Raw genomic sequence first — 12,442 nt, 5'->3', positions numbered from 1 at the left:
GAACCTCATGTTGCGGCAGGACGACTGGTCTCCGCGATTGTCAGTGCCGGGGTTTAGGGTCGCCAGACATACGGATGTTCGGGGGAGGTGGGCCGAGGATGGCCGAGCAGAGCTGCCTGGTGACCAATGACTGGGTGTGCGGGGAGTATCTGCGCACCCGCGGCCCGGAGTTGACCGACGCCTTGGTGCAGCACGTGGGCATCACGGCCGTGTCGGTCGCGCTCGGGCTCGCCGTGGCCCTTCCGCTCGCGCTGCTCGCGCGCCGCGGCCGGGTCTTCGCCGGTCCGGTACTCGGCCTGACGACGGCGCTCTACTCGGTGCCGTCGCTCGCCATGTTCTCGCTGCTCCTGCCGGTCTTCGGGCTCTCCGTGGCCCTGGTCGTGACGGGCCTGGTGCTCTACTCCCTGACCGTGCTCGTGCGGAACATCCTGGCGGGGCTCGAGGCCGTGCCCGAGGAGGCGCGGGAGGCGGCGCGCGGGATGGGGTACGGGCCGGGGCGGCAGTTCTGGGAGGTCGAACTCCCGCTCGCGCTGCCCGCGTTGCTCGCCGGGGTACGGATCGCGACGGTGTCGACGGTCGCCCTGACCACGGTCGGCGCCATCGTGGACTACGGCGGCCTGGGCGGCCTGATCATGGACGGGCTCCGTCGGGACTTCAAGGCCCAGGTGCTCGCGGCCTCGGCTCTTTGCGTGCTGCTCGCGATCGCCGCCGACCTGCTCCTGCTCGGCCTGCAGCGGTGGCTGACGCCCTGGACCCGAATACGCACCCGCGGGCCGCGCAGCGCGCGCCCGCGCACCCTCGCGAAGGCGACGGAACCAGCATGAACGCGATCACGGGAGCCTTCACCTGGCTGACCACCGGCGCCAACTGGCAGGGCGAGAAGGGCATCTGGAACCGGCTCGGGGAGCACCTGTACTTCAGTGGCACCTGTCTCGCCGTGGCCTGCCTGATCGCGCTGCCCCTCGCCCTGGTGCTCGGGCACCTCGGCAAGGGGGGTGCGCTCGCGGTGAACCTCTCCAACGTGGGGCGTGCGGTGCCCACCCTGGCGATCCTGGTGCTGCTCTCGCTCACCCCGCTCGCCCGGTACGGGGATCTGCCGACGCTGATCGCGCTGGTGCTGTTCGCCGTGCCGCCGCTGCTCACCAACGCGTACGTGGGGATGCGCGAGGTCGACCGGTCGGTGGTGGAGGCCGCGCGGGGCATGGGGATGAGCGGCGGGCAACTCTTCCTGCGGGTCGAACTGCCCCTCGCCTACCCGCTGATCATCACCGGACTGCGGTCCTCGGCGGTGCAGGTGGTGGCGACCGCGACGCTCGCCGCGATGGCGGGCGAGGGCGGCCTGGGCCGGATCATCACGGCGGGGTTCAACCTCCAGGACACCCCCCAAGTGGTCGCGGGCGCCCTGCTCGTGGCGGGGCTCGCCCTGCTGGTGGAGGGGGTTCTCATCGGGGTGGGGAAGTGGTTCGATCCCATGCGGCGGCGGGTCCTTGCCGCGTGAGCCGGGGCGGCGGTCCGCGGGATGGCGCGGGCGGCGTTCCGTGTGATGGCGACGATGACGATGACGTACTGGCGTAACGACAGCGAACGGTGGTTCCCATGAACTCGTACCCGCGCGGCATGCGCATGGCCGCGGCGGCGGCCGCCGTCCTCGGCCTCACCGCGGGCCTGACCGCCTGCGGTGGCGACAGCCTGGAGGAAAAGGGCTCCGGCGGCGCTGGTGACGGCAAGAAGGGCAGCCTGGTCGTGGGCGCCGCCGGATTCACCGAATCCAAGGTTCTCGCCGAGCTCTACAAACAGCTGCTCACGGACGCCGGATACAGCGCGTCGATCAAGACGGTCGAGAACCGCGAGCTTTACGAACCGTCCCTGGAGAAGGGCGAGATCGACGTCGTACCGGAATATGCCGCAACGCTCGCGGAATTCCTCAACGCCAAGGAGAACGGCCCCAAGGCGAAGCCCGTGGCGTCGAGCGACATAGAGGCCACCGTCACCGCCCTGAAGAAGCTCGCCGAGACGCGCGGACTGAAGGTGCTGCCGCCCGGAGAAGCGGTCGACCAGAACGCTTTCGCGGTGAGCAAGGAATACGCCAAGAAGAACAAGCTCAAGACGCTTTCGGACCTGGGCCGGGCCAAGCTGAAGGTCACCATTGCCGCCGGGGACGAATGCGAGGTGCGGCCCTTCTGCGCCCCCGGTCTGAAGGAGACGTACGGAATCGACGTGGCGGGCGTCGACCCGAAGGGTGTCGGCACCCCCCAGGCCAAGCAGGCCGTCAAGGACGGCGAGGACCAGTTGGTCCTGACCACCACGACGGACGCGACCCTGGAGAACTACGACCTGGTCCTGCTCGAGGACGACAAGAAGCTCCAGAACGCGGACAACGTCCTTCCGGTCGTCAACGCCAAGGAGGCGGGCGACAAGGCGATAGCCGACGCTCTCGGAAAGCTGACCAAGACGCTCACCACCGACGATCTCGTGGAACTCAATCGCAAGGTCGACGCGGAGCGGGTGAAGGAAGCGGACGCCGCGCGCGAGTACCTCAAGTCCAAGGGGCTGCTGAAGAACTGATTCGGCGAGGCCGATCTTCGGTCAAGTGGCCGCTCCAGAGGGCCTGAAGGTCAACTTGCCCTGGGGGAGGGATGGTTGTGGTGTGAACGGGACGGGTGTTCGTAACCACAAGGGAACAGATTGCCGGGCGGGGCCCCGTCCCTTGCGCACGCGCGGTAAGTTTCTGGCCATGCCACGTGGACGTCACCGCCATTCCCCACCCTTGCACAGGCTGCTGCCGCCCTCGCTGATCGCGGGCGGAGCGCTCGTCTGCGCCGCCGGCGCCTGGCTGGTCGCGGAACCCGTGGTGCTCCGCGGCCTGGTCGCGGGCACCGCGGTCGTCGCCGTCGTGGGCGCGTGCGTGATGCGGCGCTGGGACCGGGTCGCCGGGAAGCGCGTCGCCGAGCTCACGCGGGCGCGGGCCAGCGACGAATGGCGGCACGACGAGCGCATAGCCGAGCTGGAGTCCGACCTCGAGGAGTCCCGCGAGCTGCGGGGCAAGCTGGAGGCCAAGCTCCGCACCAAGCGCACCGAACTCGCCGCCCTGCGCGGCGAGCACGCGGCGCTGCTCCGCCGGTACGCCACCGCGGAGACGGAGCGTGCGAGCGCGCTCGAGGGGCGTCGTCGGCTTGCCCTCGAGGCGGCCATGCCGACGCGGGAACTGATGCCTGGTGGGTCGGCCGGGACGCGCACGGCCGTGGCGGACGCGGGCGGTGCCGGTCAGCTGGAGAAGGCGGCTTCGGCCGGGTCCGGCGCTGCTGACGGTACCGGTACCGCGGGTGATGCCGGTGCGGCGCCTCGGGTCGTGCCGAGCCCCCGGCTGTACGCACGGGCCGGTCGGGCGCTCGACAAGTTGGGGCGGTCTGCGGACAGTTCGGCGCCTTCCGGACCTTCTGGGTCGTCCGGCCCGTCCGGCCCGTCCGATCCGTCTGGCCCCTCCGGTCCCTCTGGGTCCTCCGGGCCTTCCGGGTCCTCCGGGCCTTCTGGGTCCTCCGGTCCTTCTGGGCCTTCTGGGCCTTCCGGGCCGGGTGGCGGGGGCGTCCCGAGTGGCGGGCAGGACGCGGGTGCGGACCGGGCTCCGGAGAGCGCGGTGGCGAAGTCTTCGGCCTCCCCGGCTCCGGCCACGGTGCCGGACGAGGACACGCAGAGCGCGGCCGCGGGTCCGCGGCACTACTCGGTGCCCGCCGCGGCGGCCGTGGTGCCGCACGCTCCGATGCGGAAGCCGGTTCAGGGCGGCTTCGACTTCTTCGGTACGGGAGAACGTAAGGCCGTGTCCGCGGCACCCGCCCCGGCCGCGATCGAGGCCGTACGGGCGGTGCAGGACGAGGACCTCGCGGACGTGGTGGGCGCGGAGGCGCTGGCCGCACACCGGGCCGAGGCGGAGTCCGGCACCCGCACCGACACGGACGCCGACGCCCCGGCGGCCGAAGCCGAAGCCGAGGACGAGAGCGAGGGCTCCACGGGCGGAGACGGTGCTCGGACCGCGCCGATCGGCCGTACGCAGGACCGCGCCGTCGGCGAGGTCATCGACCTCACGGCGCACGACGAGACGGAGCAGCTCGACGTGGCGGAGCTGCGTACCGCGATCTCGTAACTGGGTCCCGTAATCGGACCTCGTAATCGGGTCTCGTTTAGTCGGACCTCGTAATCGGACCTTGCTCGTAATCGTGCCTCGTAGTCGGACCTCGTAACGGGGCTTTGTGCCCGCGAGCCGAGTCGCCCTGCGACCCCCGCCCCACGGGCGAGCCCTCAACTCCCGGAAGAGGCCGACCCGGAACTGCCGGAAGAGGCCGACCCGGAACTGCCGGAAGAGGCCGACCCGGAACTGCCGGACGAACTGGCTCCGGTATCGGCCATCCACCGGTCCGGCCGTGCCGTCCGGCGTCCCGTTCGGGAGCGGTCCGCCTGGGACTGCAGGAGTTCCGCCGCCTCGTCGGCGTCCCGGATGCGGGCCGCGACCGACGTGTTCGCGCCGGTCTCCACGTGCACGTCGGCCACGCGCTTGAACCGCTCCCAGGGCCCCTGCGTGAGCCGTACGCTCTGCACCTTCGCGTGCGGCACCAGCGAGACGCGGCGGCTCAACAGGCCGTGCCGGGCGGCGAACACGGCGTCCGTCACGGCGAGGCCGTGCCCCCGCCACCACACCGGCACGCACCAGGCCGACCGCGACGGCGGCCGGGACAGCTCCGCGTGCGTGGGCACCGTCACCCCGGGCAGCACCCGGGCGATCATGGACTCGGCGAGCTCGCGCGGCGCGACCGGCACCAGGACGCTGTTGGACGTCCCGGCGACGTCCAGCTCGACCCGCACCCAGCCGAGCCGCCGCCACAGCAGCGGTTCCACGATGCGTACCGTCTGCACCCGCCCCGGTGGCACCGTCTCGTGCGCACGGTCGAGCAGCCCGTGGTCGATCCGGAGCCCGTCCGGCGAGGTGCCGACCGTCCAGTCGTACTCCTGGATGAACCGCCCCACGCTGCTCGCCCCCGCCGCGCCCAGCAGCGGAAGCCCGGCGCCGATGAGCAGCCCCCAGCTGTGCGTGGCCAGCCAGAGCAGCGGCAGTACGACGGCCGCGGCGATCAGCAGACCCCAGGTCGTGCCGGTGAGCACGAGCGCGACGGCGAGCCGGGACGGGGCGACGTGCAGCAGGTTCTGCACCGGTGCCTCGCCGACCTCGTGGGCCGTCTCGGGCGCGAACCCGGCGGCGCGGGCGAGGAGTTCGGCGCGCAGCGCGCTCGCGTCCGGCTGGCTCAGATACGCCAGTTCGTCCTTGGAGTCCGTGCCTATGACGTCCATCTTCAGCTTGGCGACGCCGAGGAGGCGGGCCAGGAACGGCTGGTTCACATCGACCGCCTGGAGCCGGTCGAGCCGGATGTGCGCGGTCCGCCGGAAGAGCAGGCCGGTGCGGATCCGCAGCTCCGTGTCGGTCACCGAGAAGTGCGTGAACCACCAGCTCAGAAAGCCGTAGAGGGCGCCGACCAGGACCAGCGCCGCGGCCCCGGCGAGCAGCGTCTCCGTCGCCAGGTCGGACGCCCGCCGGTACGCCGAGTCCGGGTCGTGCACCGCCCAGCCCGCAGCCACGGCGACCGGCGCCCAGGCGCGACGCAGCGGCGTGACGGGGTGCAGACGCCGCTCGCGGGCGGACGCGTGCGCCTCCGGATCACCCTGGCCGTTCCGTATGTCCTTCTGACCGTTCTGTACGTCCTTCTGGCCGTTCCGTACGTCCTTCTCGTCCGCCGCCATGCTCACAGCCCCGCCGATCGGGCCTCGCCCAGTTCCGTGAGCCGGTCGCGCAGGCGTTCCGCCTCTTCGGGGAGAAGCCCCGGAATCGTGGCGTCCGTGGCGGCCGCGGCGGTGTGCAGGGTCAGTCCCGCCAGGCCGAACCTGCGCTGGAGCGGCCCCGACTCCACCTCGACCAGTTGCATCCGGCCGTACGGCACCACCGTCTCCTCGCGCCACAGCACGCCGCGCTGGATCAGCAGGTCGTCGGCGCGCTCGGCGTACCGCCAGGAGCGCCAGTTGCGGGCGAGCAGCGGCCAGCCCCACAGGGCGAGCCCGAACGGCACGAGGGCGAAGAGCGCCCACATGGGGCCGACGAAGACGGCGAGCAGCACCCCCGTGGCGACGGTCAGCGGCACCATCCACAGCACGAGCAGCAGCCGCCGCAGCCGGAGCATGTCCCGCGGCAGCCCGACCCAGGACGGTTCGGCTTCGGCGCCCGTTTCCGCACCGTCCAGGCGCCCTGTCGCTTCCAGGGCTTCTGCCTGTTCTGCCGCCTCAGGGCCTGTTTCCGCCGTCCCGTCCGGGCCGCTGGTCCGCTCGATCCCGCTCATGTCGTCATCCCCCGCCATCCCCGTCTCCATAGATCCGCCCACGGTACGAGAGACTGTGTGCCATGAGTCCCAAGACGGAGACCATGGTCGGTATCGGCGGCGCCGCGGAGAGCACCGACATGGTGCTCAACATCGGTCCCCAGCATCCGTCCACGCACGGAGTCCTGCGCCTGCGCCTCGTCCTCGACGGCGAGCGCATCCAGCACGCGGAGCCGGTGATCGGCTATATGCACCGCGGCGCCGAGAAACTCTTCGAGGCGCGCGACTACCGGCAGATCGTGATGCTGGCCAACCGCCACGACTGGCTCTCCGCCTTCTCGAACGAGCTGGGCGTGGTCCTCGCCGTCGAGCGGATGCTCGGCATGGAGGTTCCCGAGCGCGCGGTCTGGACGCGCACGCTGCTCGCCGAGCTGAATCGTGTGCTCAACCACCTGATGTTCCTAGGTTCGTACCCGCTCGAGCTGGGCGGAATCACCCCGGTCTTCCACGCCTTCCGGGAGCGCGAAGAGCTCCAGGCCGTCATGGAGGAGGTCTCCGGCGGCCGGATGCACTACATGTTCAACCGGGTCGGGGGCCTCAAGGAGGATCTGCCGCTCGGTTGGACGTCGCGGGCCCGGGATGCGGTTGCCTCGGTGCGCTCGCGCATGGACATCTACGACCGGTTGGTGCTCGGGAATGAGATCTTCCGGGGGCGCACGCGGAACGTGGGCGTCCTGAAGCCGGAGACCGTGCACGCGTACGGCGTCAGCGGCCCGATCGCCCGCGCCTCCGGCGTCGACTTCGACCTGCGGCGCGACGAGCCGTATCTGGCGTACGGGGAGCTCCAGGACGTCCTGAAGGTCGTGACGCGGCAGGAGGGCGACTGCCTGGCCCGCTTCGAGTGCCTTCTGGAGCAGAGCCACAACGCGCTCGACCTGGCGGACGCCTGCCTCGACCGGATCACGGAGCTCCCGCCGGGCCCGATCAACCAGCGCCTGCCCAAGGTCCTCAAGGCCCCCGAGGGCCACACGTACGCCTGGACCGAGAACCCGCTCGGCATCAACGGCTACTACCTGGTCTCCAAGGGCGAGAAGACCCCGTACCGCCTGAAGCTCCGCTCCGCCTCGTACAACAACATCCAGGCCCTGACGGAGCTGCTGCCCGGCACGCTCGTCGCGGACATGGTGGCGATTCTGGGGTCGCTGTTCTTCGTGGTCGGAGACATCGACAAGTAATCGACAAGTAGGGGCCAGGTAGGGACGGCGAGGGTTTTCCGGCTCTACAGAAGTAGCGACGGCGACGGAATCCGGCGCTACAGAAGTACGGCCTCCAGCCCCACCCGCTGCACCAGCCACCCGAAGTCCCCGAGCCCGCCCGGTGCCGTCAGCTCGGCGGCCTCACCGGCGCTCGCCAACGCGCGGACATACGCCGTCGGGTCGCTGGAGGCGAGCGAGAGCGGCGGGCGCTCGCCCGAGACGCCGAGTGCGCGCAGCGCCTCCCGCTGGCTGCGCAGCACGGCCTCCCGGGCACCGGCGTCCCGCGTCGCTGCCGTCGAACCCGCCGCAGCGCAGGCGTCCAGGGCCACATGGGCGGTGAGGTCGCAGGACCCGTCCGGCACCGGATGGCACTCGCGACCTTCCCGGAACCCCGTCAGGGTGCCGAACGGCGGGCGCGCCTCGCGCGTGTGGCCGTAGTCCACGGCGACCGCGAGTCCTCGTTCCAAGGTGGCCACGGCGGTTGCCCACGCCTCGTCCCGGGGGCGGCCGAGCTCCGCGCGCAGGCCCGGCTCGGGGGCGAGCGGCCACCAGGCGGCGAGCCAGTCGGCGTCCGGTCCTTCCGGCAGCTCGGGCCCGAGTTCTTCGGTGCCGTCGTCGCGTACAAGCACCAGGCGGGGCGAGCCGTCGGCGTCCACCTCGACGATGTCCAGCGGGACGTTGTCCAGCCACTCGTTGGCGAAGAGCAGCCCGGTCGTGCCCTGCGGCGGCTGTGCCGTCCACTCGATCCGGGGATCGTCGAGCCCTTCGGGGCGGGCGGCCCGCTCCACGGCGTACGCACGCGCGCGTGCCGCCACGTCGTCGGGCAGCGCCGCGAGGACCCCGGCCGTCAGTTCGCCGCGGCCCGCGCCGACGTCCACGAAGGCGAGCTCCGCCGGATGCCCGAGCGCCGTGTCGACCCGGCACAGGAGCCGCGCCACTGCCCCCGCGAACAGCGGTGAGGCGTGCACAGAGGTGCGGAAGTGCCCGGCCGGGCCCGCGGCCCCCAGGTAGAAGCCGCCAGGCCCGTAGAGCGCCTCCTCGGCCGCCTCCCGCCAGGGCCGGGCCGCGCCGTCGGCTGCTTCGGTCACATCGCTCCTCGTACGCACATTCCGGTACAGAGCCCGCACAGGACGACATCCCCTGTGGGACGGGCGCTCAGAAGGCTAAGCGGCCTCCACCTTGGGGAGTAGCTGCGGGGGTCACGGATCGATCCTGCGGCTGACCCCTGCACGAGCACCGCTTACCTACGCTGGGTTACGTGCAGCGTCTCTATGACTTCCTCCGCAGACACCCGACGGGCGTCGACAGCTTCTGGGCTGCCGTCCTGTTGCTGGTGTCCCTGGTGGGCATGGCGTCGTCCGGGCCGGGCGACGAGCTGCGGGACCTGCGCGTTGTCACCTGGCTGGTCGTCGGCGGCATGAGCGTGGTCGTCGCGCTGCGCCGCAAGGCGCCGGAGAAGATGCTGCTGCTCGCCGCCGGGCTCGGCGTCTTCCAGCTCTTCGCGGATGTGCGGACGATGCCGGCCGACTTCGCGATGCTGGTGGCCATCTACACGGTGGCGGCCGAAGGCGCTGCCTGGGCGCGGAGATTCGCGCTGGTCGGCGGGCTGCTCGCGGCCCCGATCGCGCAGCTGCGCTGGCCCGTGGAGGTCTCGGCCTGGGGGAACATCCTGTTCGCCGGTTTCTCGATGGTGCCGTTCGCGCTCGCCTGGGTGCTCGGCGACTCCATCCGGACCCGGCGCGCGTACTTCGCCCAGGTCGAGGAGCGCGCCAACCGCCTTGAGAAGGAGCGCGAGGCGCAGGCCAAGGTCGCGGTGGCGGCCGAGCGCGCCCGGATCGCCCGCGAGCTGCACGACGTCGTCGCGCACAACGTCTCGGTGATGGTGGTGCAGGCCGACGGCGCCGCATACGTCCTGGACACCGCGCCCGACCAGGCCAAGAAGGCCCTGGAGACCATCTCCGGCACCGGGCGGCAGGCGCTCGCCGAGATGCGCAGGCTGCTCGGCGTGCTGCGTACCGGGGAACAGCCGGAGAGCGGGGAGTACGTCCCGCAGCCCGATGTCGAACAGATCGCGGCCCTGGTCGAGCAGGTTCGCGGCTCCGGGCTCACCATCGACTTCAAGATCGAGGGCACCCCGCGGCCGCTGCCCAGCGGCGTCGAGCTGACCGCCTACCGCATCGTGCAGGAGGCGCTCACCAACACCCGTAAGCACGGCGGCGAGAACGCCGGGGCGAGCGTGCGCATCGTCTACTTCGACGACGGGCTCGGCCTGCTCGTCGAGGACGACGGCAAGGGCGCCCCGCACGAGCTGTACGAGGACGGCGGCGCCGACGGCAGCGGCCACGGCCTCATCGGGATGCGCGAGCGCGTCGGCATGGTCGGCGGCACCCTGGACGCGGGGCCGCGGCCGGGCGGCGGCTTCCGGATCAGTGCACTGCTGCCGCTCAAGCCCGCCCCATGATGCTCGCCGGGGCCCGCGGGTCCCTGCCTCGTCCCCGCTCTGTCCCCGCTCTGTCCCCGCTGGAGGGAACCGGAAATGCCGATTCGCGTGATGCTCGTCGACGACCAGGTGCTGCTGCGCACCGGGTTCCGGATGGTCCTCGCCGCACAGCCGGACATGGAGGTGGTCGCGGAGGCGGGCGACGGCGTCGAGGCCCTTGAGGTGCTGCGGTCCACGGCGGTCGACGTGGTCCTGATGGACGTCCGTATGCCGCGGCTCGACGGCGTGGAGGCGACCGGCCGGATCTGCTCCGCCCCCAACCCGCCGAAGGTGCTCATCCTGACCACCTTCGACCTCGACGAGTACGCCTTCTCCGCCCTGAAAGCCGGTGCGTCCGGGTTCATGCTCAAGGACGTGCCGCCCGGCGAACTGCTCGGCGCCATCCGGGCCGTGCACAGCGGTGACGCGGTCGTCGCGCCGTCCACCACGCGGCGGCTGCTCGACCGCTTCGCGCCGATGCTGCCGCAGACCGGCAAGACGCCGCCACAGAAGGAACTCGAGCGGCTCACCGACCGCGAGCGCGAGGTCATGGTCCTGGTCGCCCAGGGCCTGTCCAACGGCGAGATCGCCGCCCGACTCGTCCTCTCCGAGGCCACCGTGAAGACCCACGTCGGCCGCATCCTGACCAAGCTCGGGCTGCGCGACCGGGTCCAGGTGGTGGTCCTGGCGTACGAGACGGGGCTGGTCCGGGCGGGCGGCAACCACTGAACCCGCGCTGACGCCCCCCCCCGCGCCCGGCTCAGCGCAGCACCCCCTCCACGAAGTCGCTGCCCAGACGCACCACCTTCGCCAGGTCCAGCTGGTGCAGCACATACCGGCCGCGCCGCTGGGTGCTCAGTAGGCCCGCCTTCTTCAGTACCGCCAGATGTCGGGATATCTCCGGCGCCGTCATTCCGTGCGCGTCCGCCAGCTCCCCGGTCGTGTACGACCCGCGCGCCAGGTGCCGGCAGAGCCGGATCCGTACCGGGTGGGCCAGGGCCTCGATGCGCCGGGTCAGGTCCTGCACGGACGAGGCGTTGAGGCCGCCCGCCGCGAGCGGGTAGTGGATCACCGGCTGCCAGCCCTGCCGGTGCAGGACCATGACGTGGGGGCGGCCCAGGCTGGTCGGCACCAGCGTGAGGCGGCCGCCGCCGGTGCCGGTGGCGGTGCGGCCGTCGCTGAGCTTGTCGATGGTGATCAGCGCGGCCGTCTCGTCGTACGCGATGGCCCGCGAGGCGTCGGCCAGGGCCTCGCGGAGTCCCTTGTGCCGCAGGAGCTCGTTCTTGTGCCGGGCGTCCGCGGCCAGCTCCAGACGGAGCCGGGCCCAGGTGTCGCCGAAGAACGCCTCCGCACAGTCCTCCACGAGCCTGCGGAACCACGCGCGTACCACCGGCGGGTCGTCGAGCAGCCGCTGCGTGAAGGTCACCTGCCGCGGGCCACGGGCCGCCGCGAGCTCCAGGGCGCGACGGCGCGAGGCGGGGTCGGTCAGCGGGTCGGGGGTGCCGTCCGTGCCGTAGGTGATGTCGCAGGTGAACTCCAGGGCGGCGTCCACGAACTGCCGGTCCGTGATCCGGTCGAGCTGGTCGAGCTCACCGGCCAGGGTGCCCGCGGGCAGCTCCGCGGCGCCGGGCTGCCCGGCGAACGGCATGAAGACGTCCGAGAACGAGGTGCGCCACAGGAAGTCCGCCTCGCAGAGGCGGTCGGCCAGGCACGGGTCGAGCGAGGCGGCGGTGGCGGCCGCCCAGCCCTGCAGGCCCGGGTGGTGCCCGGGCTCGGCCATGGCGTGCAGGGCCATGCCCAGCTCCGCCAAGGGCGAGGGCGCGGCCGTGACCCGCTCGTGCGGCAGTCCGGTGATGTCGATGCTCACGCTCACAGACCCCATGGTGCACGTCGGGTCCGACAACGCCCCGGTCGATTGACGGCTCCCGTCAATCGACGGGACTTACGGGTGCGGCCGACGCAGTCTTGAGTCATCGGGCTTTCCGCGGGGCCCTCTCACCAGAACCGACCCACCTGGCAGCACCGGCCGCGAGCCGGTCGCCGGAACCCTTGGGAGGGGACCTTCATGAGCATCACGCAGCAGTATCTGCTCGACGCCTACCGCGCCGCTCAGCACGGCGACCCGCAGCCGCCCGCCCCCGGGCGCGGCGACTGGCGGACCGTGGGCGAGCTGCGCGCATACCGCCGCTTCGTGGCCGTCACGCACGAACGCCCCGCCCGCGGCGGCCGACTCCGCCTGGCCCTGTCCCGCTTCCTGCACGCGGGCAGGGCGGCCCATTGATCCACCGATGCCGCGCGGGGCCGAAACCAGCCCGTCCGGCGTTTGAGGACGAGGCCTCCCCCAAGCCCTCAGC

12 protein-coding genes are annotated in these 12,442 nt (G+C 71.9%); 8 read left to right on the top strand and 4 right to left on the bottom strand.

All coding sequences use genetic code 11. The features are described 5' to 3' along the window. Positions 1 to 98 precede the first annotated feature (98 nt). The 4 genes from ACWD10_RS22945 to ACWD10_RS22930 all read left to right on the top strand — a co-directional run bounded on the left by ACWD10_RS22945 (position 99) and on the right by ACWD10_RS22930 (position 4,138). On the top strand, positions 99 to 824 hold the full coding sequence (locus ACWD10_RS22945; protein ID WP_451093833.1) for an ABC transporter permease: 726 nt from the start codon (positions 99 to 101) through the stop codon (positions 822 to 824). Continuing rightward, positions 821 to 1,498 carry an ABC transporter permease gene (locus tag ACWD10_RS22940; protein ID WP_451093831.1) on the top strand — a complete coding sequence of 226 codons (678 nt, stop codon included), beginning with the start codon at positions 821 to 823 and terminating at the stop codon, positions 1,496 to 1,498. Before ACWD10_RS22945 ends, ACWD10_RS22940 begins: the two co-directional genes overlap by 4 nt. A 125-nt stretch (positions 1,499 to 1,623) precedes the next feature. After that, positions 1,624 to 2,565, top strand: coding sequence for an ABC transporter substrate-binding protein (locus ACWD10_RS22935; protein WP_451094004.1), 942 nt, complete (start codon positions 1,624 to 1,626; stop codon positions 2,563 to 2,565). A 169-nt stretch (positions 2,566 to 2,734) separates the two neighbouring features. Further along, positions 2,735 to 4,138 carry a hypothetical protein gene (locus ACWD10_RS22930; RefSeq protein WP_451093829.1) on the top strand — a complete coding sequence of 468 codons (1,404 nt, stop codon included), beginning with the start codon at positions 2,735 to 2,737 and terminating at the stop codon, positions 4,136 to 4,138. Between the two features lie 155 nt (positions 4,139 to 4,293). Here ACWD10_RS22930 and ACWD10_RS22925 read toward each other — a convergent pair whose 3' ends face one another. Beyond that, positions 4,294 to 5,784: a PH domain-containing protein gene (locus ACWD10_RS22925; protein ID WP_451093827.1), complete on the bottom strand. Its 1,491-nt coding sequence runs from the start codon at positions 5,782 to 5,784 to the stop codon at positions 4,294 to 4,296. A gap of 2 nt (positions 5,785 to 5,786) precedes the next feature. After that, positions 5,787 to 6,392 carry a PH domain-containing protein gene (locus ACWD10_RS22920; RefSeq protein ID WP_451093825.1) on the bottom strand — a complete coding sequence of 202 codons (606 nt, stop codon included), beginning with the start codon at positions 6,390 to 6,392 and terminating at the stop codon, positions 5,787 to 5,789. 44 nt (positions 6,393 to 6,436) lie between these two features. Between ACWD10_RS22920 and ACWD10_RS22915 the strand changes: the two genes are divergently transcribed. Beyond that, positions 6,437 to 7,588, top strand: coding sequence for an NADH-quinone oxidoreductase subunit D (locus tag ACWD10_RS22915; protein WP_451093823.1), 1,152 nt, complete (start codon positions 6,437 to 6,439; stop codon positions 7,586 to 7,588). A gap of 77 nt (positions 7,589 to 7,665) precedes the next feature. On the opposite strand, the gene ACWD10_RS22910 is transcribed toward ACWD10_RS22915, so the two are convergent. Next, positions 7,666 to 8,697 carry an SAM-dependent methyltransferase gene (locus ACWD10_RS22910; protein ID WP_451093821.1) on the bottom strand — a complete coding sequence of 344 codons (1,032 nt, stop codon included), beginning with the start codon at positions 8,695 to 8,697 and terminating at the stop codon, positions 7,666 to 7,668. Between the two features lie 170 nt (positions 8,698 to 8,867). On the opposite strand from ACWD10_RS22910, the gene ACWD10_RS22905 reads away from it, so the two are divergent. Together ACWD10_RS22905 and ACWD10_RS22900 are read left to right on the top strand one after the other, a co-directional pair. Next, positions 8,868 to 10,070: a sensor histidine kinase gene (locus ACWD10_RS22905; RefSeq protein WP_451093819.1), complete on the top strand. Its 1,203-nt coding sequence runs from the start codon at positions 8,868 to 8,870 to the stop codon at positions 10,068 to 10,070. A gap of 75 nt (positions 10,071 to 10,145) precedes the next feature. Next, the gene (locus ACWD10_RS22900) at positions 10,146 to 10,817 is read left to right on the top strand and encodes a response regulator transcription factor (RefSeq protein WP_451093817.1); all 672 of its coding nucleotides are present in this window, start codon (positions 10,146 to 10,148) and stop codon (positions 10,815 to 10,817) included. A gap of 31 nt (positions 10,818 to 10,848) precedes the next feature. On the opposite strand, the gene ACWD10_RS22895 is transcribed toward ACWD10_RS22900, so the two are convergent. Continuing rightward, positions 10,849 to 11,961: a DUF5937 family protein gene (locus tag ACWD10_RS22895; protein WP_451093815.1), complete on the bottom strand. Its 1,113-nt coding sequence runs from the start codon at positions 11,959 to 11,961 to the stop codon at positions 10,849 to 10,851. Between the two features lie 192 nt (positions 11,962 to 12,153). Between ACWD10_RS22895 and ACWD10_RS22890 the strand changes: the two genes are divergently transcribed. Continuing rightward, positions 12,154 to 12,369 (top strand): hypothetical protein, encoded by a 216-nt coding sequence (locus tag ACWD10_RS22890; RefSeq protein ID WP_451093813.1) that lies wholly within the window; start codon positions 12,154 to 12,156, stop codon positions 12,367 to 12,369. Positions 12,370 to 12,442: the final 73 nt, after the last annotated feature.

Source organism: Streptomyces sp. NPDC002851 (assembly GCF_053591935.1).
Note: the sequence above shows the minus strand (reverse complement) of the source record. Positions and strands in the feature narration are given on the sequence as shown.

Excerpts from the sequence above, each read along its gene's own strand:
- ACWD10_RS22945 (WP_451093833.1), top strand. The coding sequence starts at position 99 with ATGGCCGAGCAGAGCTGCCTGGTGACCAATGACTGGGTGTGCGGGGAG.
- ACWD10_RS22940 (WP_451093831.1), top strand. The coding sequence starts at position 821 with ATGAACGCGATCACGGGAGCCTTCACCTGGCTGACCACCGGCGCCAAC.
- ACWD10_RS22920 (WP_451093825.1), bottom strand. The coding sequence starts at position 6,392 with ATGGCGGGGGATGACGACATGAGCGGGATCGAGCGGACCAGCGGCCCG.
- ACWD10_RS22890 (WP_451093813.1), top strand. The coding sequence starts at position 12,154 with ATGAGCATCACGCAGCAGTATCTGCTCGACGCCTACCGCGCCGCTCAG.
- ACWD10_RS22935 (WP_451094004.1), top strand. The coding sequence starts at position 1,624 with ATGGCCGCGGCGGCGGCCGCCGTCCTCGGCCTCACCGCGGGCCTGACC.
- ACWD10_RS22915 (WP_451093823.1), top strand. The coding sequence starts at position 6,437 with ATGAGTCCCAAGACGGAGACCATGGTCGGTATCGGCGGCGCCGCGGAG.
- ACWD10_RS22925 (WP_451093827.1), bottom strand. The coding sequence starts at position 5,784 with ATGGCGGCGGACGAGAAGGACGTACGGAACGGCCAGAAGGACGTACAG.
- ACWD10_RS22930 (WP_451093829.1), top strand. The coding sequence starts at position 2,735 with ATGCCACGTGGACGTCACCGCCATTCCCCACCCTTGCACAGGCTGCTG.
- ACWD10_RS22900 (WP_451093817.1), top strand. The coding sequence starts at position 10,146 with ATGCCGATTCGCGTGATGCTCGTCGACGACCAGGTGCTGCTGCGCACC.